Annotated in this window: 23 protein-coding genes; 6 read left to right on the top strand and 17 right to left on the bottom strand. The window is 51.9% G+C overall.

Translation table 11 applies throughout. The features are described from left to right. Positions 1–864: 864 nt before the first annotated feature. The 5 genes from ACFVVF_RS18420 to ACFVVF_RS18400 form a co-directional block, all read right to left on the bottom strand. The gene (locus ACFVVF_RS18420; protein ID WP_387812685.1) at positions 865–1233 is read right to left on the bottom strand and encodes a hypothetical protein; all 369 of its coding nucleotides are present in this window, start codon (positions 1231–1233) and stop codon (positions 865–867) included. 30 nt (positions 1234–1263) lie between these two features. After that, entirely contained in the window at positions 1264–1665 is a 402-nt protein-coding gene (locus ACFVVF_RS18415) for a hypothetical protein (protein ID WP_387812682.1), read from the bottom strand. A gap of 39 nt (positions 1666–1704) precedes the next feature. After that, positions 1705–1905: a DUF4177 domain-containing protein gene (locus ACFVVF_RS18410; protein WP_387812679.1), complete on the bottom strand. Its 201-nt coding sequence runs from the start codon at positions 1903–1905 to the stop codon at positions 1705–1707. Between the two features lie 70 nt (positions 1906–1975). After that, positions 1976–2215 (bottom strand): hypothetical protein, encoded by a 240-nt coding sequence (locus ACFVVF_RS18405; protein ID WP_387812676.1) that lies wholly within the window; start codon positions 2213–2215, stop codon positions 1976–1978. Between the two features lie 47 nt (positions 2216–2262). After that, the gene (locus ACFVVF_RS18400; RefSeq protein ID WP_387812673.1) at positions 2263–2727 is read right to left on the bottom strand and encodes a hypothetical protein; all 465 of its coding nucleotides are present in this window, start codon (positions 2725–2727) and stop codon (positions 2263–2265) included. 216 nt (positions 2728–2943) lie between these two features. On the opposite strand from ACFVVF_RS18400, the gene desA reads away from it, so the two are divergent. The 3 genes from desA to ACFVVF_RS18385 all read left to right on the top strand — a co-directional run bounded on the left by desA (position 2944) and on the right by ACFVVF_RS18385 (position 5812). Then, on the top strand, positions 2944–4014 hold the full coding sequence (gene desA / locus ACFVVF_RS18395) for a Delta(5) desaturase DesA (RefSeq protein ID WP_387812670.1): 1071 nt from the start codon (positions 2944–2946) through the stop codon (positions 4012–4014). Positions 4015–4075: 61 nt separating this feature from the next. Continuing rightward, positions 4076–5200 (top strand): sensor histidine kinase, encoded by a 1125-nt coding sequence (locus ACFVVF_RS18390; RefSeq protein ID WP_387812667.1) that lies wholly within the window; start codon positions 4076–4078, stop codon positions 5198–5200. A 12-nt stretch (positions 5201–5212) separates the two neighbouring features. Beyond that, entirely contained in the window at positions 5213–5812 is a 600-nt protein-coding gene (locus ACFVVF_RS18385; protein WP_387812664.1) for a response regulator, read from the top strand. Positions 5813–5878: 66 nt separating this feature from the next. Here the strand turns inward: ACFVVF_RS18385 and ACFVVF_RS18380 are convergent, their stop codons facing one another. The 5 genes from ACFVVF_RS18380 to ACFVVF_RS18360 all read right to left on the bottom strand — a co-directional run bounded on the left by ACFVVF_RS18380 (position 5879) and on the right by ACFVVF_RS18360 (position 13102). Further along, entirely contained in the window at positions 5879–7474 is a 1596-nt protein-coding gene (locus ACFVVF_RS18380; protein ID WP_387812661.1) for a response regulator, read from the bottom strand. Next, the gene (locus ACFVVF_RS18375; protein WP_387812658.1) at positions 7449–9389 is read right to left on the bottom strand and encodes a sensor histidine kinase; all 1941 of its coding nucleotides are present in this window, start codon (positions 9387–9389) and stop codon (positions 7449–7451) included. Before ACFVVF_RS18375 ends, ACFVVF_RS18380 begins: the two co-directional genes overlap by 26 nt. A 133-nt stretch (positions 9390–9522) precedes the next feature. After that, positions 9523–11184, bottom strand: a complete 1662-nt coding sequence (locus tag ACFVVF_RS18370) for an extracellular solute-binding protein (protein ID WP_387812655.1) — start codon at positions 11182–11184, stop codon at positions 9523–9525. Positions 11185–11265: 81 nt separating this feature from the next. Beyond that, complete coding sequence (locus ACFVVF_RS18365; protein ID WP_387812652.1) at positions 11266–12147, bottom strand: carbohydrate ABC transporter permease; 882 nt, start codon at positions 12145–12147, stop codon at positions 11266–11268. Between the two features lie 19 nt (positions 12148–12166). Next, the gene (locus tag ACFVVF_RS18360; protein WP_387813162.1) at positions 12167–13102 is read right to left on the bottom strand and encodes an ABC transporter permease; all 936 of its coding nucleotides are present in this window, start codon (positions 13100–13102) and stop codon (positions 12167–12169) included. Positions 13103–13565: 463 nt separating this feature from the next. On the opposite strand from ACFVVF_RS18360, the gene ACFVVF_RS18355 reads away from it, so the two are divergent. Further along, entirely contained in the window at positions 13566–14324 is a 759-nt protein-coding gene (locus tag ACFVVF_RS18355) for an SDR family NAD(P)-dependent oxidoreductase (RefSeq protein ID WP_387812649.1), read from the top strand. A gap of 120 nt (positions 14325–14444) precedes the next feature. Here the strand turns inward: ACFVVF_RS18355 and ACFVVF_RS18350 are convergent, their stop codons facing one another. Beyond that, positions 14445–15320: a helix-turn-helix domain-containing protein gene (locus ACFVVF_RS18350; RefSeq protein ID WP_387812645.1), complete on the bottom strand. Its 876-nt coding sequence runs from the start codon at positions 15318–15320 to the stop codon at positions 14445–14447. 167 nt (positions 15321–15487) lie between these two features. Between ACFVVF_RS18350 and ACFVVF_RS18345 the strand changes: the two genes are divergently transcribed. Beyond that, positions 15488–16579: a Gfo/Idh/MocA family protein gene (locus ACFVVF_RS18345; RefSeq protein WP_387812642.1), complete on the top strand. Its 1092-nt coding sequence runs from the start codon at positions 15488–15490 to the stop codon at positions 16577–16579. 1 nt (position 16580) lies between these two features. Further along, positions 16581–17417 carry a sugar phosphate isomerase/epimerase family protein gene (locus ACFVVF_RS18340; RefSeq protein ID WP_387812639.1) on the top strand — a complete coding sequence of 279 codons (837 nt, stop codon included), beginning with the start codon at positions 16581–16583 and terminating at the stop codon, positions 17415–17417. 36 nt (positions 17418–17453) lie between these two features. Here the strand turns inward: ACFVVF_RS18340 and ACFVVF_RS18335 are convergent, their stop codons facing one another. The 6 genes from ACFVVF_RS18335 to ACFVVF_RS18310 form a co-directional block, all read right to left on the bottom strand. Beyond that, complete coding sequence (locus tag ACFVVF_RS18335; RefSeq protein ID WP_387812636.1) at positions 17454–17765, bottom strand: hypothetical protein; 312 nt, start codon at positions 17763–17765, stop codon at positions 17454–17456. 45 nt (positions 17766–17810) lie between these two features. Then, positions 17811–18203 carry an RDD family protein gene (locus ACFVVF_RS18330; RefSeq protein ID WP_387812633.1) on the bottom strand — a complete coding sequence of 131 codons (393 nt, stop codon included), beginning with the start codon at positions 18201–18203 and terminating at the stop codon, positions 17811–17813. A gap of 28 nt (positions 18204–18231) precedes the next feature. Then, positions 18232–18606: a YrdB family protein gene (locus tag ACFVVF_RS18325; protein WP_387812631.1), complete on the bottom strand. Its 375-nt coding sequence runs from the start codon at positions 18604–18606 to the stop codon at positions 18232–18234. Between the two features lie 67 nt (positions 18607–18673). After that, the gene (locus tag ACFVVF_RS18320) at positions 18674–18988 is read right to left on the bottom strand and encodes a hypothetical protein (RefSeq protein WP_387812628.1); all 315 of its coding nucleotides are present in this window, start codon (positions 18986–18988) and stop codon (positions 18674–18676) included. A gap of 178 nt (positions 18989–19166) precedes the next feature. Further along, positions 19167–20828 carry a glutamine--tRNA ligase/YqeY domain fusion protein gene (locus ACFVVF_RS18315; protein ID WP_387813159.1) on the bottom strand — a complete coding sequence of 554 codons (1662 nt, stop codon included), beginning with the start codon at positions 20826–20828 and terminating at the stop codon, positions 19167–19169. A gap of 146 nt (positions 20829–20974) precedes the next feature. Then, a complete protein-coding gene (locus ACFVVF_RS18310; RefSeq protein ID WP_387812625.1) occupies positions 20975–23101 on the bottom strand; it encodes a tetratricopeptide repeat-containing glycosyltransferase family 2 protein in 2127 nt (708 codons plus the stop codon). Positions 23102–23104: the final 3 nt, after the last annotated feature.

Genomic DNA, 23104 nt, shown 5'->3' with positions numbered 1-23104 from the left:
GTGCATAGCGCCAAAAATGAAAGAGCGAAGCTACTTTCGCTTTCGGAGAACCTAGGTTCACGAATAGCGAAGTTTGCTTCGCTCTTTTGTATAAGCCCTTCAACCGGACACGCTACAACGAATTCAGATTCGTTATATCGCGAATCAGCTTCGCTATTTCAAGTAATCGCAATCCGCTGCCGTATTTTTCGCAACCGTCCCCTGTATGCCGCCAGTTTCACAACATGCCAGCACCTGCATCATGTACATCACCAGTTACTTTAACTAACCTATACTCCAGCGCATCACGTACACCAACAGCATCATTTGAGCCGTTTCACAACATGCCAGCACCTGCACCCTGTACGCCGCCAGTTACTTTAACTAACCAATATCTCAGCGCATCACGTACACCAACAGCATCAATTGACGCCGTTTCACAACATGCACAGCATCTGCACCATGTACATCACCAGTTCCTTTTAACTAACCTATTCTCCGGCGCATCACGTACATCACCAGCATCATTCGAGCCGTTTCACAACAGGCCACCTGCAACCACGTACACCTTTAGCGAAGCTGGTTCGCAAATTTGCGAACCCATTTTCGCTAATGCCTAACAGGCATAGCCCTCTAGAATGAAAGAGCGAAGCAAACTTCGCTTTCGGAGAACCTAGGTTCTCGAATTGCGAAATTTGCTTCGCTCTTTTGCCCCTGCCTCTCGCTCAGCCACGCTGCAACGAATTCCGATTCGTTGTATAGCGAATCAGGTTCGCTAAAGCAAGCCTACCATCAAAAAAGGAAGCTTCCCGCCTACCGACTCAATCCCTCTAGACAGATTGGCTATAACCTCCATGCCAGGCTGTTGTCCGGCAAACAATGGATTCACGGCTGAATCTCTTCTCTGCGGTAAATGATCAAAAATCCGGCCAGCAACGCCGCCGAAAGCAAATGAAACACCGGATACACCCAGAACAGCAGGCGCGCATCCTGTACCTGCAGCAGATACGATAGCGTCAGCAACAGCGATACAATTTGCACGATCAAATTGCCGCCCCAACCGAGCTTTTTCACCCATGCAGGCAATCTCAAGCCGGGATCCAGAAAAAAGATGCCGGAGAGTCCAAATAGCAAACTCCACACATAACCGAGCGGAGCCTCCTTAATGCGCAGCATGTACGCCAATACAGGAGAAAGGTACAAGACGAAACAGATCAGAGTGAAAATACCCGCCGATATACGCCATGCCGCCATTGCTATCCCTCCTAACCTGTCAGCCTCGCCTTATGACGATGAAACCTGCCATCCAAGGCTGCTTGCAAGCTTCTCTACAACCGGCTTCGTACCGGTCGTTTCTCCATACTTCTGCATATAAATGAGAATGACGTTGTTTGCATTATAGATGACAGGTGAATACACCAGGTCAACTAATGCCGTTTGCTCCTCAATTTTCCTTATGCCGTCATGCGCCTGCATTGGGGCTTCGAACACGTATACATAGAGCAGTTCGCCGTTGTCAAAGGCATAGGCTGCCGTATCTCTCGCAGACGTCAAGCGGTAGCTTTCAAGCATTTCTGTCTCTTCCCCTTGAATGGACACCCGCTGCATCTCTTGCTTGACCCCGTCCAAAGTGTGGAGCTTTAACTGCAGCATAAACTTGTCATCCGAACAGCCCGTCACCAACAAGCAGCTTAGTAAAACAAATAATGCCAGCCGCCGCATCTTTTAAGTCCTTTTTCGTTTCATCACGACGATCAAATCTTTGGATTGCCCTTGGTACTGACTCGTATCCACGCTTGACACCAATTCCCAGCCTTGCGAGCCGGCTTCGTTAAGCACATCTTCGAATTGCTGCTCATCCACGTTGACGCCGCCCCAGAAGCTTCCGATCTTGAACTTTAGCGTTTTGTATTCCCACTTGTCCATTGTACTAACCCCCGGTCTTTATTCACCTTTAGTTCCATTACTAGAGTTAACGTGAAAAACCGGGAAATAGTTACAAAGATTTGTCCTTTATTTCCGCCAGCAGCGCGTTCTGCTCCCGCAGCAGCTCATGGAGCTGCTCGAATTGCCGAGCATGCTCCTCCTGCTGCAGTTGAGACCTCATATTCATCTCATTTAGCTCCTGCTGGATCTTGCCAGCGACAGAATCACTAATAGCCGCTCGAATCAGTCCATAAAATACAGCAACCGCCACAAGCAAGACGAATATACCCGCTATAACCCAAACCTCCAAAAATCCTCTCCCCTTCCTTGCCAGCGGCAGCACGCCTGGCTCAGGTGCTAAATCCAGCGCAGAAACTTCCGGTTATAAATTTGAATCTTATTTTGTTCCGCCCAGCCCTTCAGCGCCTTCATCGCTTCATCGTCATTGCCGCTTACATGGAAGCTGAACGTAAATTGCACCGGAACGATTTTCCTCCCCTTCGGCCTAATGCCTACAACAGGCTGAAAATAACCGTCGATCATAATGCAATCTACGTTCTTCGCGTGCACTTCATGTCCCCGCACATTCATCGTCTTCTCCAGCATCCGAATCTCCGAAGGCTTCGCCAGCCTCCTCAAGATCAGATAAACCGTAATCGTCAGGGAGAATACAAGCAGAATGACAACAAAATAAAATAACGGATTAAACCCGTTGCGTGTAAACGTGCTATAAATCAGCAGCAGTTGGCCCACAAGATAGGCGCTCATGCCAATCATCGTCGACAGATGGAGCGGATGCTTAATCTCATATTGGCTTTTCATTTGAAAACAACTCCTTCATTCTTCATTCCAGCTCATTCAACTAAGATAATAAACCAGATTATACCACAGCCTCCATGACAGTTGTCATGCCCCTTCCTTGACGTTTATGACTTAAAGAGGATGACACTTTTCTTTACAATTAAGATAGAAAAAAAGTACACAACCAAAAAAGGCCTTACAACATTGCGTTACTCATCCCAACAGAGGGGGAATACGATGACAAACCATTCGAATTCCGCAGCCAAACAAATCCAATTAAAAAAAGAAATCGCTCCTTATGAAAAAACCGATATGAAATCGAGCATTCGCCAGCTGGTGAATACGCTTGTTCCTTTATTCGGGCTCTGGTATGCCGCTTATGCGAGCCTTGCCGTATCGTACTGGCTCACAATCATAATTGGCATTGTTGCCTCCGGCTTCGTCATCCGCACCTTTATCATTTTCCACGATTGCTGTCACGGGTCCTTCTTCAAGAACAAACGGGCCAACGCCATCATGGGCACGATAACCGGTGTTCTCACACATGTCCCTTATGCCCAGTGGAAGTACAGCCACGCGATGCACCATGCAACCAGCGGCAACTTGGACAAAAGAGGACTCGGCGACATCTGGATTCTAACAGTCGACGAATATGTGGCATCCCCGCTGTGGCGCCGTGTGGCTTACCGTTTCTACCGCCATCCGCTCGTTATGTTCGGACTTGGTCCAATCGCTGTATTTCTCGTGCAATACCGCTTCAACCGCAAGGGTGCCAAACGCAAAGAACGGATCAACACTTACATCACCAATATCTCGATGGTTGTGCTATATGCTGTGCTATGCTGGGCAATTGGCTGGCAAGCGTTCCTGCTCGTGCATGGCCCGATCTTCTTCATGTCAGGCTTGTTCGGCATTTGGTTATTTTATGTACAGCATCAATTCGAGGATTCCTACTTCGAGAACGAAGAGGAATGGAGCTACGTTAAGGCAGCCGTAGAAGGCAGCTCGTACTATAAGCTTCCTAAGCCGCTGCAATGGATAACCGGCAACATCGGCTTTCATCATGTCCACCATTTGAGCCCGAAGGTGCCCAATTATTATTTGGAGGATGCGCATAACGCGACACCGCCGCTTCATAAGGCGACGACCATTACACTGCGCACCAGTCTGCAATCGCTTCGCTTCAAGCTTTGGGATGAAGGGGCCAAAAACTTCGTTACGTTCCGTGAGGTCAAGCAGCGCATCCGCACAAGGCGAATCGTTCCCGTACTTCGGACCGGAACGAAGACCGTCCGGCGTTCCAGCTGAAATTGACTTTTATGCTACAATACATCTATAGAAACAGCGAGCGGAGGAAGGAGGAACGAACATGAACAAATGGCATCAGATATTCCACAAAAATACCGGTCTCAGCCCCTATGTCTGGATCGTATTCTGTATCTTGCCCTTCTACTTCATTGTCCGTTCCTCTTCTACAATCGAGGTTGTCTACGGCGTCGCGCTCGTGCTGCTGTTCTTCACCTGCTACGTCCTTTCTTTCGTATCCAAGGGCTGGCAGGTCTATATGTGGACGGGCTTGCAGATTGTCATCTCCATTGCGATGACGCTTCTGTTCAGCTACGTCTACTTTTCAATTTTTCTCGCTTTCTTCATTGGAAATATCAGGAATCGTGCAGGGTTCATCTCACTCTATACGATTCATCTTGTCACAACCTTCATAACGATTAACTATGGCTTTATCTCGACGAACTCCACGCTGCTCAGCCAATTTCCGTTCATCCTCATCAGCTTGATCGTGGTCATTCTCCTTCCCGTCAACAATTACAACCGGAACAAGCAAGAGAAGCTTGAGGTCAAGCTGGAGGATGCCAACAAACGGATTTCCGAGCTTGTAAAGCTGGAAGAACGGCAACGAATTGCGCGTGATCTTCACGATACGCTAGGACAGAAGCTAAGTCTCATTGGGCTCAAAAGCGACTTGGCCGGCCGGTTGGTTGCAAGCGACCCCCAGCGTGCCCAGGCTGAAATTCATGATGTGCAGCAGACAGCCCGGACAGCACTAAAGGAAGTCCGCGAGCTGGTCACCCAAATGCGGGGAACCCGGCTGGAGGATGAGGTTTACCGCGTCCATCAAATTTTGAATGCGGCGGAGATTGAATTCGCAATCGAAGGCGATCCCAAGCTCGCTAACACCTCGCTTCTGAACGAGAATGTACTCAGCATGTGCCTGAAGGAAGCCGTCACCAACATCGTGAAGCACAGCGAAGCGACGGCATGCTGCGTTACCATCGAGCCGACTCGGACCGATCTCTCTATCCGGGTGCAGGATAACGGCAAAGGCATTCAGTCAACGCGCAGCGGCTTCCACAACGGCAACGGATTAAAGGGTATCAAAGAGCGGCTGGAATTCGTCAACGGCAATTTGGAAATTACATCAACCGGACAAGGCACGACGCTCATCATTCGCGTGCCGAATGCCGTAAACCAATTATAGGAGGTGAGCGTAATGATACGAATCGTCATCGCAGAGGATCAGCGGATGCTTCTTGGCGCACTTGCGTCGCTGCTTGATCTGGAGGAGGATATGCAAGTCGTCGGACGGGCTGGAAACGGCGAGGAGGCTGTTGCGCTCGTCCATCTCCACAAGCCCGATGTGGTCATTATGGATATTGAAATGCCGGCAAAAACAGGGCTGGAAGCAGCCGAAGAGCTGAAAGGCGCAGGCTGCAAGGTCATTATTCTTACAACCTTTGCCCGCAGCGGCTATTTCGACCGTGCCCTTAAGGCAGGCGTCAGCGGCTATCTGTTGAAAGACAGCCCCAGTGAGGAGCTTGCCGCCTCGATCCGCAGCGTGATGGCTGGGCGCCGTATATACGCCCCAGAGCTGATGGACGAAGCCTACGGCGAGGAGAATCCGCTCACCGAACGGGAGAAAGAAGTGCTCGGCTTAATCGCAGACGGCAAAAACACGAAGGAAATCGCCAGCGAGCTTTATATTACGACCGGAACGGTTCGCAATTACATTTCCGTCATCCTCGATAAGCTCGACGTCAGCAATCGCATCGAAGCGATTACCCGCTTTAAAGAAAAGGGCTGGTTCAAGTAGAGAATGGGAGTCACACCCTGTTCCTCTTGACCAGCTCTTTTTTCTCGTACAGCTGCTTGTTCCGCCTCACTCTATCCCTTCGCCCAAGCCCTGCTGCGCATCTGTCCGCAGCTTTATCTTATACTCCTGCGGCGACACGCCTTCCAGCTCCTTGAACACGCGGGAAAACTGCTTGCTGTTCTCGAAGCCGACCGCGCTGCCGATATCCTGCATCTTGCGATTGTCCTCCAGCAGCAGCTCTTTGCCCTTGCGAATGCGCACCTTTTTCAGAAACAAAACGAAGCTCTCGCCGGTATGTGCTTTGAACGCCTCGCTGAAATAAGAATAGTTCAGCCCGACATGATTGCTTACAACAGCCATATTCAGCGGCTTGTAATAGAATTCCTCGATGTAGGCAATCGCCGCTTTAATCTCCGAATGCTCGCTATAGGCAGAACGGATGCCCCGCACATACTCATTCACACTGGACAGCAGCAGCTCCAGACTGCGGTAATAGTCGTGGAAGGTACGGAAATTGTCCATGCTGCCCACTTTGCGATACAGCTTCAGCACCTCAATGGACCCTTCGCCATAGATGCGGAAAATTTCGTCGAGCACCTGCTCGTTGATCATCTTGCCTGCCAGCTTCAAATACTGGATATCAACCCGGGGAAGCTCCTCGATATGAAAAATCTGCTTCAGCAGCTCCAGCATTTCCCGCTCACGGTCTGTCCCCAGCATATTGCCCAGCTTGCGCACCTCCTCAATCGGAGCAGCCGGATAAGCGCGTGCTTCCCCTGCGATGTCCTCATGCCGCAGCAGGCGGCAGCTCGAATACAGGAAGGAATACTGCAGCGCTTCAGAGGCTTGCCTATAGCAGCGGAACAGATCCTCGGCTTTCTCGCCTTCTGCACTGATGCCGACATGTACCTGTTCATTGCCGCAAATCTGCTTGTACAGCTCAACAAATTGCGAGGACGGACTGCCAATCAATACGAGCCGATTCCCGTTATCGAGGAAAGAAGCATCCAGCACGCCATCCATCGGCTTCAGCAAATTTTCCGCCATTTGCTTGAACTGCTCTTTACCCATCGATCCGCTGCTCTCCGATTTATCATTCCATACCGCAACCGTAAACGGACGGCTGAACGTATCGAAGCCGGCGCTTGCCGCAAACTCATCTGCCTTCTCGATCGCAACGTCACCTTCTTGCCCAAACCATTCCTTCAGCCGGTTAATTTGCAGCTGCTCACGGAAAGTGTCGCTTACAGCGACCCGCTCGGCCAATTCAGCTTGCGCCTGAAGCGTCGTTTCGCTTTTGCGCAGCGCCTCGAACAGCTCTTCCCGGCGAATGGGCTTCAAGAGATAGTTTTTCACCTGAAATTCAATAGCCGCCCTCGCATAGGCAAAATCGTCATAGCCGCTTAAAATAATAAAGATCGGCGGCTCCTGCCCCTTCTCCAGCTCGTTCATCAGCCTGCGAATCAGCTCTAATCCGTCCATGACCGGCATCCGGATATCGGTAATGACAATATCAGCCCGTTCGCCCTCGTACTGAGCCAGCGCATCTTGCCCATGAATGGCCATCCGTATCTCATAGAAGTCCGGAAATTCCCTTTCGATCATCATTTTAAGCCCTAACCGAATATTTTTCTCGTCATCTACGATCAGCATTTTTCTCATATTCGGAACTTCCTCCCATTAACAGCACTTTCGGCAGGGTAATAACCACCTCTGTGAATTGTCCCTCTACGCTGTCTATCTGCAACCCGTAAGATTCGCCGTAATAGAGCCGTATACGCTCATGTACATTGCGCAGGCCGATTCCAATCGCTTGCTTGCCATTGCCGGGACCGCTTCCTGAAGACATTTCACGGGTCTGCCCGGACTGCACCCATTCATTCAAACGCTGCAAACGCTCTTCTCCAATACCCATGCCGTTGTCTCTAAGCTTAATTGTGATGCTGTCAGCACGACTTTCACTGCCAGCCTGACCTGCCCTGCCTGTCTGGTCTTCCGCTACCTCAATGCGAATAACGCTTTGATCCTCTTCTGTGCCCGTCCATGCATGCTTGACCGCATTTTCGACGATGGGCTGCAGCGACATCTTCAGCACTTCGATCTCCATTAAGCTTGGCGGGATATGAAGCTCCAGCGCAATCGGCTCATCGAACCGGATATTCATAACGGCGATATAATTCTCAATATGGCGAATTTCATCCTGCAGGCTTACGTACTCGCCCGACCATTTGAAATTGTAGCGCATCATGCCGCCAAGCGAAGTAAGGGAATCCGATATCGTCCGCTGATTCTCCATCTCTGCCAGCATTTTAATATTTTCCAGCGTGTTGTATAGAAAGTGAGAATCGATCTGGCTGTGCAGTGTACGCAGCTCCGCTTCTTTGGTCAGCGCCTGCTTCTTCACGCCTTGGGCGATTAGCTCATTAATCGTATGGATCAGTTTATTAAAATGATGGGCCAGCTCGCCAATCTCGCCCCCGCCGCTCAGCGGAAGTCCAGTCGGCATCTCGCCGCGCCTCACCTTTTTCATCGCCTCGGTCAATCTTCGCAGGTTTTTCAGAATAATCGAGTTCAGCCAATAGGTAATAAGTGAGAGTAACGCGATAATGATGACGTTAAATGAAATAATCTGTATCTGCGCTTTGGAGATGTCCTTACTGACGGCTTGCAGCGAGACGACATTGAGAATATGCGCATCCGCTTGCTCCAGCGGGGCAGACACGAGCAAATAGGGATGCTTGTCGACGACAAAACGCAATTCAGTCAGTTGCTGCCGCTCCATCTCTCCGAACGTCTCCAGCACCGCGTCGTGAAGCTCCAGATTGCCGCCTGCAAACGGCTGCTGCTCATCCATATAGATCGTCCCGTTGCGATCTGCGATCATCATCTGGCTTCCCTCGTCTTTAATGCTTGCAAATGCTTTCGGCGAAAATTGCTCCAGCAGCATGGACACCTCGATCACGCCAACACGCTTGCCCCCGGCCTCTACCACGCGCATAAGGGAAACCTTCGGCATCTGATTGGTACCCTCCGTCACATTGCGGCGCAGAATGTCGGGGTCTTCGTTTTTGAACAGCCATAGCTCCTTGCCGTTCAAGGTCTCCAATTGCTTGTACCACGGCTCATTCTGAATGCGGCGCTCATGAAATACTACCGGCCAAACCTCTGACAAGTAGCGGTTGTTCGCAAACAACCGGAGATGCACGATATTCGGATTGTTGATTTGAATATTGATCATATCCGTTAGCGGTCCGCGGTACAGCTGAAGCAGGTCCTCAACGGGGAGCTCTTCTTCCCGCGATACATAGTCGATAATTTCGGAATCGGATATGGTAAGCTGGGCAGCCCGTTCCATCGCCTCAATCTGATTGCGGATGTTCACCCTCTCCATCTCCACCGAGTACTGCGCCTGCTTCAGCGTATCATTGCCATAGCTCTCGCGAATTTGACTAAATAAGTAGTTCGATACCAAAAGGCTTGGCAGCAGCAAAATAACGATATACGCGGCCACTAGGCGGCTCTGCATCGATCTGCGGTTGAACCAGTGCGCAATCGATTGCGCCATTTTTCTGCCCATTTCCCTATCACTTCCGTCCGGCTAATCTACTCTGCTATTCTTCCCCTTATGCGACAAAAAGCACTCCAGCCCGTTTCCGGTTCTGGAGTACCCTCTGCTGGGTCTGCTCTCTCACTGGAGAGCGAATGCCCGATTATTCTGCAGCGCCGTTAAGCTTCGCTACATTTTCCTCGTATTTTTTCTGCTTGTACGCTTGCACCTCTTTGAATCCGAGGGAGTCGCGTTTTTTCAGAAACTCATTCCAAATCTTATCAAAGTCCGCTTCCGACTTCGAGAGCAGCAGCTTTGGAAGCACCTTGCCGAATTCCTGATCAATCTTGGTATTTTTGATTCCTTCTGGCGAAGTGCCGGTAGGGTTGATCTGGTCAAATTCCGAAAGGCTGACCGTCTTGCCGAAAGTCCAATCCTCCAATTGCTTGAAAGGCTCAACAGTTGGCGGGCTCCAGATTGGCGTCAGGTTCGTGTCCATCATCATCCAGAACGTATGGGAAGCCCCGTATTTCTTGTCGAATGCGCCGCGATCCTTATTCATCAGATCAAGCGCTTCTGGCAGGAATTGATCTTTGCCGTCGATGTTGTCCCAAGTTACGCCTTGCTTGCCGAAGAACAGGTCATGCTGGCCTTCTTCAGAGATCAGGTAGTCCAAGAAACGGATAGCGCGAGCTTTGTCCTTCACATCTTTGGAGATGAGCGTTACTGTCCAGCCGGAAATCGATGGTCCGGCAAGCGTCGGCTGATCCAGATTCGCGTTGGCTGGACCGTCTACAGCAATGTAGACCGATTCCGGGTCATTGGCAAACAGCGCGTTCTGCTGGTTAGCCAAATCCGTTCTTGCATACAGCATTGCGAAGTAGCGGCCTTGAGCAATTTTCTCTTCCATTTGCGGACGTTTGTCGATGAAGATATCTTTCGCCAGCAATCCGTTTTCGTTTGCTTGACGCATCGTTTTCAGCCATTTCACATACTCAGGATCGGTATTGCGGTCATACAATTGGCCGTCTTTCTCGTAAGGAATAGCCAGGAAGTTTTGAATATAGTGCTGCAGGGCGGCATTGCCCGTATCGTTGAAATCATACATGCCCAGCGGGATGAGCGGCTGGCCGTTCACGTTCGGGAACATTTTTTTCGCATCTTCCAGCGCTTTCAGGAAGCCCTCTGGCGTGCGCATATCCGGTTTGCCAAGCGCCTCGTACATATCTTTGCGTACAAGGAAGGTTTGCGAGGACGCAATGTTGTCGCCGAATTTCTCATAGTCTTTAGGCGACGATGAGGAGTTCGGATAGCCGTATACATTGCCGTTCTCTTGCTTATACCACGAAAGCTTCGCAGGATCTGTTACTTTGTAGAAGTACGGGTCGTACTTGTCAGCAAGCTCATTGAGCGGCAGCACCAAGTCGCCTTCGATCATCTTCTTAACAGCATCCTCATACCAGCCCAGCGTAATAAAGTCTGGAAGACTGCCGGAAGCCATCATCGTATTCATTTTCTCCGCTTCATTGCCTGCAGGCACGATGAAGTTGATATTTACGCCTGTTTTCTCTGTAATATATTTCGAGGTCGCATCTACGCCCCATTTGTTAGGAAACCATGAAAAGTTAATATACCAGTCAAACGTAATCGGGCTTTTGTCTACTTCCCAGCCTTTATCATCCTGGGTGAGCTTCACTGTCTCGGCATTTGAGCCGCCCTCTTCCTTGTCCGTGTTTTTGCTGCCCGAAGAACAGGCGGCTGTAAACACGAGAACCGCAGCGACCATCAGCATCAACATGTTTTTAAGCGTATGCTTCTTGTTCATCTGTTTGTCTTCCCCTTCTCTCTAAGAATGAGTATATGCAATCTGCCGCCCTATTCATAGAGCCGCAGGTATTGCCTTAGGTTAGCCTTTAATCGAACCGATCATCATCCCTTTAACGAAGTACTTCTGCAGGAACGGATAGACGAGAACGATCGGAAGCGTCGTAACGACCATCGTAGCCAGCTTGATCGACTGCGAGGTGACCGATTTGCCGATGCCGCCCGGAATAGCCGCAAGCATCTGGTTCGAGCTGGACTGCGCTACGACGCGGTACAAATACGTCTGAATCGGCTGCAGGTCCATATTGTTCATATAGATCACGCCGGCGAAGTAATCATTCCACTGATAGACCCCGTGGAACAATGCGATTGTCGCAATTACTGGCATCGATACCGGCAGAATTACCTTGATAAAGATCGACCAGTCATTGGCGCCGTCGATCTTCGCCGCTTCCTCCAGCCCGTCCGGTATTTCCCGGAAGAAGGTCATGAAGATAATGAGATCGAAGAAGCTGAACATTGCCGGAATGATATACACGAAGAAATTGTCCAGCAAATGCAGATCCTTCATCAACAGGTAGGTCGGGATGAGGCCGCCTCCGAAGAACAGCGTCACCGTACCGAACAAGATGTAGATTTTGCCGCCGATCAGGCCCTTGCGGGAAAATGCATAAGCGACCATAGCGGTGAAAAAGACGTGCAGCACCGTACCGAGCAGCGTCTTGGCAATCGTAATGCCCATGGCGCCCATAATGCCGCTGCTCTGGAATACGGCTGTGAAGCTCTCGAAGCTGAACACCCGCGGCCACCAGTAGATACCGCCGCGCATGCCGTCCTGGCCTTCGTTAAAGGCGTTCACCAGCACGTACCAGATCGGGTACATCGTGGCGAAACAGATCAGCAGCATGCCGAAATTATTGAAGAGGTCGAAAAAAGCTTCTCCCTTTGTTTTGCGTTTAAACACGGTCTAACGACCTCCTTTTCTAGAACAGCGATGTATCGTTCATTTTTTTCGTGACGCGGTTGGCAAGCAGCAGCAGGATTAACGCAATGACGGACTTGAACAGCCCCACTGCTGTCGAATAGGAGTAGCGTCCTTGCTGCATCCCTGTCTGATACACATAGATGTCGATAACGTTGCTTGCGCTCTCATTCAGCGAGTTGCGAAGCACGAGAATTTGGTCAAAGTTGGAGTTCAGCACGCCGCTCACAGCCAGAATGAACAGGATGGAGATCGTAGCCTTGATGCTAGGAAGCGTTACGTACCACATTTTCTGAAAACGGCCTGCGCCGTCGATGGTTGCCGCTTCATACAGCTCTGGCGATACGCTGGCGATAGCCGCCAAATAAATGATCGCCGACCAGCCTAGTTCCTTCCAAATATCGGAGGTGATAATAATGCTCCAGAAGTAGCTCGGTTCTGCCAAGTAGGAAATCGGCTCCTTAATCAGATGAAGCGCCATCAGCACATTGTTGATGATCCCGACATCTGCGAGCCACGTCGTCAGAATGCCGCCGAGGATAACCCATGATAGAAAGTGAGGCAGATAGGAAATCGTCTGAATCGCCTTCTTGAAGCCAACGGAGCGAACTTCATTCAAGAACAATGCGAAAATAATCGGCAGAGGAAATCCGACCGCCAGTTTAATGAGGCTGATGCCCAGCGTATTCCGCATGACGTCCATAAAGCTCTCATCTTGGAAGAAATCTTTAAAATGCGTAAGCCCCACCCAAGGCGCTTCGCTAATGGATTTAACAATGTTGAATTCTTTAAACGCAATAATTACGCCGTACATCGGTACGTAGTTGAAAATAATCATCCAAGCGACGCCAAGGAGAGCCATAATTTGAATATGTCTTTGGCTGTACAACCGCTTGAACCATTTCCTTCTTTCCGCCTTCGTATCCTGGGCAGACAAGGAAACGGGCGCAGGATTAAGCTGTGTCTTCAAAGTAATTACCTCCACGCTGTTGTGAATCAATCGAAATGAAAGCCCTTGCAATCTCTATACTTTTATTGTAGATTGTCCCCTCCTGGGGAGTAAGGCTTGAGATTTCGTATTGAGGGCATCATTTTTCGGATTTGGTGGTGAAAGTGGAAAAAGACAGCAGACGGGGAGCCGATCGCAGATACCGGGAGCTGGCCGCAACAGCCAAATGTCACAGCCTATGGTAAACTATTGAACAAAGCGATTTAGGGTGTGTCTGAGAACTCTGAGGGCAGCAAATTTTGCCGAATTTTCGTTCTATGCAAGGCGCGTTTGTGAAGGCGTACCCGGGGGGTACGTCAAGCAAACGGAACGAAGCAGGGGGCGGAAAGGCGGTGAAAGATGCCACTGAACGGGTTTTCAGACACGCCCTAGAGGAAGGGAAGGAATATTTATGCCTGATTTCAGCATTCAAGGAAAAATCGCCATCGTAACCGGTGCCAGCAAAGGCATTGGCTTCGGCTTGGCTAAAGCGATGGCCGCTGCTGGCGCCATTGTGGCCGTAACTGCGCGCCGGAAGGAATCGCTTGAAGGGCTGGTTGAAGAAATTGCTGCCGCCGGCGGCGAAGCGAAGGCTTATGAGCTGGATGTGCGTAACGTCGGGCAGATCCGAAGCGTGTTCGAGAAGGTGGCGCAGGATTTCGGGCGGCTTGATATTCTGGTGAACAATGCAGGGCTTGGTGAAGGCATGCTGGCAGAGGATGTAACGGAGGAATACTGGGATGAAATGCTGGACGTCAATCTGAAGGGCGTATTTTTTTGCTGCCAGGCAGCCGGACGCATCATGCTTGCGCAAGGAAGCGGGAAAATCGTCAACATCAGCTCTCAAGTGAGCATCGTCGGTATTCCGGAGGGCGTCGCCTATTGCGCCTCCAAGGGCGGCGTCAATCAGTTGACGAAGGTGCTCGCGCTAGAGTGGTCCAGCAGAGGCGTAAATATCAATGCGGTAGGGCCAACGTTTATCTATACGCCGGGGACGGCTGAAAGGCTGGATACGCCCGAGTTCAGGGATCAAGTACTGGCGCGGATTCCGGCGGGACGCATCGGTTCGATTGATGATGTGGCAGGAGCGGTTATCTATCTGGCTTCGCCAGCCTCCAATCTCGTTACCGGTACGCTTCTGGTCGTGGATGGCGGCTGGACGGCTCAATAGAGCAGAATACTTATATATGTAGTAAAAGAACCTCGCTTCCCATTATGAGATGGAGGCGAGGTTCTTTTTGGCACACTTGAATGCTTCACAGGCGGAACATTTCGTCGTTGTAAATCAAGATTAAGGCACGAACTCGCCCTCCGGCTTTTGTTTGCGGTAATCCTTCGGTACGACGCCTTTCTTCTCGTGAAAAATACGGGAGAAGGTTTTATAGGAACCGTACCCGACTTCAAGCGCGATTTCGGCAACGCTCATATCTGTCGATACGAGCAGTCCGCAAGCATGACGAAGCCTTAGATCATGCAGCAGATGGACAAAGTTTTGTCCTGTCGTTTCTTTGATCACCTCGCTGATGCGGGAGACGCTCATTGCGAAAGCGGCTGACAAATCAGAAAGCGTCAGATCATCCTGATAATTCGCATGAATGTAGGAAATAATCGGCCAGACGTTTTTTCGCTGAGTTTGCATAATCGGCATAGCTGCTGGAGCTGCTGTGGCGAGACGCAGCCGGTCGAAGGCGATCAGTATTTCCTTCAGCTTGACTTGCAGCATCGTACTTCGCCAAGGCTCGCTGCCCCCATACTCGCGAAACAGCTCCTCGATCAGCCCCAACATCCTAGTATCCTGTTCTCCGCTCAGTTGGATGAACGACGGCAGCTCGAACGCCGCGATCAGACCAAGCAGTCCGTCCTCCTTGGCCGGCTCCATCAGCAAATCCATACTGAACATACAATTGTAGAGCATGAGCGGCTCGCCAGGATCGGTAAACAGCTGATGCACCTGATAGGGCAGGACGAAGGTGAATGTACCGGGCTTCATAACATGCTTTTCTCCATTCACCCACTCGGCGCCGCTTCCGGAAACGACATACGAAAACTCCAAAAAATCATGTTTATGCGGACGAAAGCCATGATCCAAACGGTTCAGACTGATATGAAGCGGAGATGAGGTATGCATGTTTGGATACGTTTTCAAATAGTCGGGAAAATAAGTCACGGCCCAAGAGCCTCCTCCGAAAAATAGAGACTTTTATCGAAAAACAAGCATTCTTTCTCGTAACGTTTATTTTACCATAGAGAGCGTAAGCAGAACGTTAAAGATTGAAACCATAAACCTGTGCACGCGCTTCATGCTGCTGCATACTTCATTGGAGGATGAGCCCTATGAGCCATAACGGAAAAATTAGAATCGGCATTATCGGCGCCGGCAACATCGGCAGCGTACACGCGACCGAATTCTCAAAGCTGGCGGAGCAATGTGAAATTGCCGCTATTACTGATGCTTACTTACCGCTTGCAGAAGAGCGGGCAAAGCAATTCTCTATCCCTGTGGTCGCAGCATCGCCAGAGGAGCTGATCGCTCGCGACGATATTGACGCAGTCATTATAGGCGTACCGAATCAATTTCACGCCCCGCTTGCGGTACAGGCTATCGAATCGGGCAAGCATGTGCTGCTTGAGAAGCCGATGGGCATTAACAGCGAAGCGGCCCGCAGCATTTTGCGCGCTAGCGAGGCCTCTGATAAGGTCGTCATGGTCGCTCACCAAATGCGCTGGGAGTCCATTCCGATGCAAATTAAAGAGCAAATCGACCGCGGCGAGCTTGGACGCATCTATACAGCCAAAACCGGCTGGTACCGCCGAAAAGGTATCCCCGGCTGGGGCACTTGGTTCACTCGCATGGACCAGTCGGGCGGCGGTCCGCTGATTGACATTGGCGTTCATATGCTCGACCTTGCGCTCTATTTGATGGGCAATCCGAAGCCGGTATCCGTCTACGGCTCTACTTACGCGGAGTTTGGCCCTAACCGGAAAGGCATCGGCACTTGGGGCAAGCCGAATTGGGAAGGCCACTATGACGTGGAAGACTTGGCTACAGCACTCATCAAGATGGAGGACGGCAGCACGCTGTCGCTGGAGGTCAGCTGGGCGGTCCATATGGACACGGACAATACGCCGTTTGTTCACCTGATGGGCAGCGAGGGCGGGGCTTCGTACCGGGGCGATAAAGGAAAGCTGCTGACGGAGAAGTTCGACCGGGCGATTGATACCGATATCGTGAGGCAAAACGACGATGAAGGCGAACGGCTGCGCTTGAGCCGCCATTTCCTGGATTGCATCCGCGAAGGCAAACAGCCGATTACATCTGCAATAACGGGCTATACCAACAACCTGATTCTGGACGCGATCTACGAATCGTCGCGGACAGGCAATGAAGTGAAGCTGGACTGGTCCAGTCAAGGAGGAGGCAACTAATATGTTAAGAGGATTATCCCATGCCGGTCTCGGCAATGTAGAAAGCGACGAGCAATTGATTGAGCTTGTTTCGCGTTACGGATTTCAAGCAGTTGATATTGATGCGGGCAGCCTTATCGCCCGCCATGGCTTGGAGCAGGCCCGTGCTCTGCTAAACGAAAAGGGCATCGTCATCGGCTCTATCGGCTTGCCCGTGGAATGGCGGACAACCGAAGAAGAGTTCCTCTCCAGCCTGAAGCATCTTGCACCGGCGGCGGAAGCGGCTGCAGCGCTTGGCTGTACAAGCTGCTGCACGTATGTACTCCCATCGACCGATCAGAACGCCGCGCACTTCATGGCGCTGGCGACGCGGCGTCTCCGGCTTTGCGCGCAAATTCTTGGCGCATATGGCATCCGGCTAGGACTGGAGTTTGTTGGCCCGCATCACTTGCGCACGAACTGGGCCAATCCGTTCATCTGGACGCTTGACGAAACGCTCGACTGGATCGATACGATCGGCGAGAGCAACGTCGGCTTGCTGTTCGACTCCTTCCACTGGTACACAAACGAACACAGCATCGCAGACATCGAGGCGCTCCGTCCGGAGCAGATCGTCCACGTGCACATTAACGATGCGCCGGCGCTCCCTGTCTCCGAGGTGCTGGACAACGGCCGCCTTTATCCGGGCGAAGGCGTCATCGATCTCGCAGGCTTCCTGGCCGCACTGAAACGAATCGGCTACAAAGGCGCGGTGACGCAGGAGATTCTGGCTGCGGAAGCGCCGCAAGGAACACCGGAGGAGCTTGTGCAGCGCTCCAAGGCCGGCTTCGACAAAGTGTACGGGGCGGCGGGGATTTAGGCCGCTGCGCAGAGGAGCTTCTGGATGGAGCCTTATCTAGAGCAAATTGGCCATTGAGCCTTTCATCTGCCCTATCAGGCTCTTAGAGTAGGGAAAGCGGGAACGGCCGCAGTCTGCACCTATCAAAATGCAAAAGTGCAGGTGAATTAGCGAAAAACCGCCGTTTTTCACCTTCAAAATGTAAAAATGCAGGCTGAACGGGCTATTTTCGCCCATTTGGCTCAAAATCGGCGAACCAAAATGTATTTTTACATTTTGAAGCACCGAAACACCCCATTTACCCTGGAACAAAATGCACTTTTGCATTTTGTTGGCACACAAATGAACGCCGCCACGCTTTCTCAGCATTGGCGGCGTTCATTTGTGTACATATATGATGTTACAACCGCTAGATTAGTTGGCGTATACAACCTCAGTCCCGGCAATAAAGTCATGAATGGCGCGCTTATCCTCCCGCAAACCGACCATAAAGGCGCTGACGATAGCGCCAATGCCAAAAGTGATGCCGTAGACGAGTCCTCCAACCAGTTGTCTCAGCAGCATCGTGCCGATTGTTGGAGGGGAGCCGTCAAGCTTGCGGATTTGTACGCCGCAAGCCCTTTTGCCAACGGTGTAGCCATTCCAAAAAACCGGAAGCAGCAGTGTATACAGAAAAGTAATGACATTCGCGAAGTTCTCGCCGCCTGTTCCGCCGAATAAAGCCGCAGCTATCAGGCTGACCGGTAGGCTTATAATCAAACCATCCAACAAAGCCGCACCTAACCGAATCCAAAATCCTGCATTCATTCTATTTCCTCCTCTATCTATTATCCGTTTATTTTTTTGCCCGCGCCTGCCAGTCTTGAATATCCCAAACGGCGATGCACGTACGATTAACCACCTGCACAATGCCGAAGAAAATAGCAAAGCCATGATAGCCCAAATCATAGTAGCAGACAAACGCAGCGCCCATTAAAGCGAATTCGATTAGAAGACGCCATGGCAGCCCCAGCTTGATCGTTCGTTTTGGCGAGAGCAATTTGCCCCACACAATGGCTGCCGCAATGGGCAGTCCCAGTCCTGCAATAAATTGCAGAAGCACGCTCCCCTCCACTTGGAATCCCCAATAGGCCAAGCCGATGAACAGCACCAGCTCCAGCAAAAACCGAACCGTCAGTTGAAAAGCGGCAAACATCATAACTCCCCTCATTGAACAGCAATTTGTATTCGGGCAGAACAGCTGGGCTGCTTTTACTATACGCCCCTGCCTTCTTCCTTTATGACCGAAAATCGATAAATCTGCCAAACAATCCGATCGCATGAATCACGTAAGACCGGTCAGCGCTTGCATAGCGATCTCTGACTTTTACCGTAAAAAGTCCCCATGTTGTGGCTTTGCTGCGCCATTCAATCGGTTCGCCGTCTTTCTTGCAAGTGGTCAGCAGCATCGGATCATACCAGCAGATGATCCCGTGTTTAGATGCCCGCCACTTCTCGTACTGGCTTTCTCCCGGTTTGGTTGCCATTAGGCATATTCCCAAGAACAACAGACCAATAATTCCCCACTTGAAAAAGGTTTTGAATTCCCCCATGTGAGTAACTTCTTCAATTTCCCTTAAAACCCTTCTTTCGGAAGCAGGATCCGACTTTTTTCACCATACGTCCTTCTAAGAATTCGACAAAACCAAGAAGCAGATAGAAGGGCAGCATAACAAAAAAACCTCCCGGCACATAAGCCGGGAGGTACTGTAAATCAAATGAAATGATTGGTTAAGCTTTGGATGGATCAAACGAGCTTTTCATCGATACGATCCGGTTGAACACCAGTTTGTCCGCCGTTGAATCCTTCGGATCCACATTGAAGTAGCCGTGACGGAAGAACTGGAACTTCTCGCCGCCCGCGATTCCCTTCATGTTCGGCTCAACGAAGCCGCTTTGCACCACTTGGCTGTTCGGGTTGATGCACTCCAGGAAAGGCTTGTCTTCCTCTTCCGCTTCATTTGTAATAAGCGGCTCGAACAGGCGGAAGTCGGCCGGTACGGCTTGCGAAGCCTCAACCCAGTGAATCGTTCCTTTGACTTTGCGGGCGTTGAAGCCGCTGCCGCTTTTCGTCTCCGGATCATAGGTGCAGCGCAGCTCAACGACATTGCCCGCCTCGTCCTTGATCACCTCTTGGCAAGTAATGAAGTAGGCATGCTTCAGACGAACTTCGTTGCCAGGGAACAGACGGAAGTATTTGGCCGGCGGATTCTCCATAAAGTCGTCTTGCTCAATATAAATTTCGCGGGAGAACGGAATTTGGCGTTTGCCCATCTCTTCGTTCTCGGCATTGTTTTCCGCTTCGAGCAGCTCTGTCTGGCCTTCCGGATAGTTCGTGATAACAACCTTCAGCGGCTGCAGCACGGCCATTGTACGAAGCGCCTTCAGCTTCAAGTCCTCACGGATAAAATGCTCCAGCATCCGCTCGTCCACGACGCTGTAGGCTTTGGCTACGCCAATCTCGCGGCAGAACGCCCGGATCGATTCCGGCGTAAAGCCTTTGCGGCGCAGACCGCTGATCGTCGGCATCCGCGGATCATCCCAGCCGTCAACTACGTTCTCGTCGACAAGCAGCTTCAGCTTTCTTTTGCTCATTACCGTGTTGGTAACGTTCAGGCGCGCAAACTCGTATTGACGCGGAACGGCAGCCATCTCGCACTCGGCGATAGCCCAGTCATAGAGCGGACGGTGGTCAGCAAATTCCAGCGTACAGATGGAATGTGTAATGCCTTCGATCGCATCGCTGATCGGGTGAGCGTAATCGTACATCGGATAGATGCACCAAGCGTCGCCTGTCCGGTGATGATGCGCATGAGAAATACGGTACAGCACAGGATCGCGAAGGTTGATATTCGGCGAAGCCATGTCGATTTTGGCGCGGAGCACCTTCGCTCCGTCCGGGAACTCGCCTGCACGCATCCTTGCGAACAGATCAAGATTCTCCTCAACACTGCGGCCCCGGTACGGGCTGTCTTGTCCCGGCTGCGTAAGCGTGCCGCGCGTTTCGCGAATTTGCTCAGCGCTCAGATCACAGACGTAAGCTTTGCCTTTCTTGATCAGCAGAACCGCGCGGTCGTACAGCTCCTCGAAATAATCGGAAGCAAAACGAAGCTCCTCCCAGTCAAAACCGAGCCAGCGAACGTCCTCTTGAATCGATTCTACATACTCCGTATCTTCCTTCACCGGATTCGTATCATCAAAGCGCAGGTTCGTTCTGCCCTTGAAATCATCGGCAAGCTCAAAGTTCAGACAAATCGATTTGGCATGTCCAATATGCAAGTAGCCGTTCGGTTCCGGAGGAAAGCGGGTTGCAATTTCCTGCACGCGGCCTTCCTTCAAATCTTCGGCGACGATGTTTTTAATAAAGTTAGAGGATGATGTCTTATTCTCCACTGTGTTTTCCACGGCGATCAACCAACCTTTCTTTCCCACGAAAATATTATCTTCCTATCATACACAAAATCGCCGGAAATTACACGAATGATATAGCGAATCAATGGACAGCCCGAAATAGGAGGGACACGAGTGCCCTCCCTATTTTAGAGACTGTATAGAGCAGAACTGATGCGAAGCAGCAGTTCTCTCTCTGATATTAGCATTGGGGGGGCCAAAAGAGGTGCGAGAGCAGCTGCAAGCTGCTCCTTCGCGTACGCTTCGAACGGGGGAGCGGGGGCTGATGCCGGGGCAAGACCTGCTGCCCCGGCTGGGGCTGGAGCCACCGCTCGGGCAGCAGCGGCGTATGCAGCCGCGAGCCCGCTGCCGGCGGCTCGCGCCAGCCATGGCCGCGGCCCGCCGGCTCGCGCGGCCGCGAACCGCTCCGCCGCGGCGGGCCAATCGCCCGCGGCTGCGGCAACAGCGCCCGCTGCGAGCAGCGCGGGCGCCGCAGGCACTGGCGCAGCGGCGCGAAGCAGCTGCGCCGCATAGGCGCTGCCGGGCGCTGGCGCTTTCGCGCCCAGCAGCGCGCACCACTGCAGCGGCGGGAGCATATGCGCCGCCGCTGCTTCACGCGCAGGCGCGGCGGCGAGCAGCGCCTGCCACGCGGGCCAGGCGCGGACATGCAGCAGCGTCCGCGCGAAAGCCGCCGGAGCGAGCCCGGCGGCTGCGGCGGCAGCCTGTGCTGTTGCTGCCGCTTGATCGCCTCCGCTATCCCCACGGAGCCGAAGCCGCAGCGCAGCCAAGCAGGCTTCCACTTGCCGCTTTTTCGCCCCATCCACAAGCTGTGCCGCATAACGCTCCCACTGGCCTCGCCCTGCTTCTGCATCACCTTGTTGTACGAGCAGCAATCCTTGCCAGAAGCCAGCCTGATCGCCCAACTGCTCTATTGCTAGCGAGCTTGTTTCAGCTGCCAGCTCCAGTCCAGCATCTGCTAGCCGCGCCAGAAGACCTTCTATTCCAAGCGAACGATCTCCACTATCAAAGCCCTCCTGTCTCTGTCCCTGTCCATGCGAACGCTCCGCTTTCTGCCCGCTATGCAAAAACCATTCCATCGCTTCCGCCCAAACCGGACGAAACCTCTCCTCCAACGCCCCAATCATAAGCAGTCGTTCCCAAGCCGGACCATATCCCGGATGAATCCGAAGTGCTTCCTTATAATAAACGGCTGCTTCCCGCCACCGGTATTGCCTCTCCGCCGCAAATCCTGCCGAGCATAACGTCCGGTAAGTGCCCGCTCCCGGGGCTGAAGTATAGTAGACCGGTGCCGATCCAACTGCTAATGCCCTGCTATAAGCTTGAATGGCCTCTTCTGGACGATCCTGCTCCAATAGCGCTGCTGCATGGGCTTCATGCAAATCAGGAAAATCGGCAAAACCAAATAAACGCCAGCCCTGCTCCGCCCAGCGCTCGGCATCCTGCAATCGGCCTGACGCGCGTAACGCGTGGCTCAGCTTCAGGAGGACGTCGGAAGCGTATCCGTTATGTTGCGAAAGCTCCGCTGCCAGCGGCTCCAGCCATGCAGCGGCATTCTCCCAGTCGCCATACGTGAAAAACTCCGTACCCCGGGCATAACGGAGCATGGGATCTCCCGGATTTTCAGCTAAGGCCGCTTCGATAATTCGCGCGTTGCGCTCTCTTTTCCCCCGCTTGCGAAGCCGCTCCTCGCGATAACCTTCATGCAGCACCACAATAGGGGCTACGCCGATCGCCTCCGCTCCAAAAGCCTTCTCTATCGCAGACACCGACTCCTCATGAATCGCCCCTGCGAATCGGATACGCGGATCATTGCGAAACAACCGGCATACCAGATCCTTCACTGTCGTTGTTGCCGGAGCACCATCTTGAAGTTCATCTATCGCTGCTGAGTCTACGCTGCTCACCAATTGAACGTAGTAGCCCATCTTTGTTTCATCTTCCAACAGACCGTACCATTGCTCCATGGGCAGCGGTTCTAATGTTTCATCCGCATCCAGTACCAGCAGCCAGGGCTGGGTTGCATGAGTCAGAGCTGCATTCCGGACGACTGCAAAGTCATCAATCCATTCCCTCTGTATAAGCTTTACTCCAAAACTTGCCGCTATTGCTGCCGTACCGTCAACCGAACCGGTATCCACCACAATCATTTCCGATACATAAGGCAAGCAGGAGCGAAGACATTGCGCCAGAAGCTCTTCCTCATCCTTCACAATCATGCATAACGAAATCGGCAGTTCTCCTAGCGGTCGTTCCATTTT

The sequence above is a fragment of the Paenibacillus sp. NPDC058174 genome, assembly GCF_042883865.1.
Lineage (GTDB): Bacteria > Bacillota > Bacilli > Paenibacillales > Paenibacillaceae > Pristimantibacillus.
This window is presented reverse-complemented; position numbering and strand designations above follow the sequence as displayed.

Coding starts and splice junctions, on each gene's coding strand:
- ACFVVF_RS18385 (WP_387812664.1), top strand. CDS start 5,213: ATGATACGAATCGTCATCGCAGAGGATCAGCGGATGCTTCTTGGCGCA.
- desA (WP_387812670.1), top strand. CDS start 2,944: ATGACAAACCATTCGAATTCCGCAGCCAAACAAATCCAATTAAAAAAA.
- ACFVVF_RS18380 (WP_387812661.1), bottom strand. CDS start 7,474: ATGAGAAAAATGCTGATCGTAGATGACGAGAAAAATATTCGGTTAGGG.
- ACFVVF_RS18345 (WP_387812642.1), top strand. CDS start 15,488: ATGAGCCATAACGGAAAAATTAGAATCGGCATTATCGGCGCCGGCAAC.
- ACFVVF_RS18335 (WP_387812636.1), bottom strand. CDS start 17,765: ATGCTGAGAAAGCGTGGCGGCGTTCATTTGTGTGCCAACAAAATGCAA.
- ACFVVF_RS18330 (WP_387812633.1), bottom strand. CDS start 18,203: ATGAATGCAGGATTTTGGATTCGGTTAGGTGCGGCTTTGTTGGATGGT.
- ACFVVF_RS18375 (WP_387812658.1), bottom strand. CDS start 9,389: ATGGGCAGAAAAATGGCGCAATCGATTGCGCACTGGTTCAACCGCAGA.
- ACFVVF_RS18340 (WP_387812639.1), top strand. CDS start 16,581: ATGTTAAGAGGATTATCCCATGCCGGTCTCGGCAATGTAGAAAGCGAC.
- ACFVVF_RS18320 (WP_387812628.1), bottom strand. CDS start 18,988: ATGGGGGAATTCAAAACCTTTTTCAAGTGGGGAATTATTGGTCTGTTG.
- ACFVVF_RS18310 (WP_387812625.1), bottom strand. CDS start 23,101: ATGGAACGACCGCTAGGAGAACTGCCGATTTCGTTATGCATGATTGTG.
- ACFVVF_RS18410 (WP_387812679.1), bottom strand. CDS start 1,905: ATGGACAAGTGGGAATACAAAACGCTAAAGTTCAAGATCGGAAGCTTC.
- ACFVVF_RS18390 (WP_387812667.1), top strand. CDS start 4,076: ATGAACAAATGGCATCAGATATTCCACAAAAATACCGGTCTCAGCCCC.
- ACFVVF_RS18355 (WP_387812649.1), top strand. CDS start 13,566: ATGCCTGATTTCAGCATTCAAGGAAAAATCGCCATCGTAACCGGTGCC.
- ACFVVF_RS18325 (WP_387812631.1), bottom strand. CDS start 18,606: ATGAGGGGAGTTATGATGTTTGCCGCTTTTCAACTGACGGTTCGGTTT.
- ACFVVF_RS18400 (WP_387812673.1), bottom strand. CDS start 2,727: ATGAAAAGCCAATATGAGATTAAGCATCCGCTCCATCTGTCGACGATG.
- ACFVVF_RS18420 (WP_387812685.1), bottom strand. CDS start 1,233: ATGGCGGCATGGCGTATATCGGCGGGTATTTTCACTCTGATCTGTTTC.
- ACFVVF_RS18370 (WP_387812655.1), bottom strand. CDS start 11,184: ATGAACAAGAAGCATACGCTTAAAAACATGTTGATGCTGATGGTCGCT.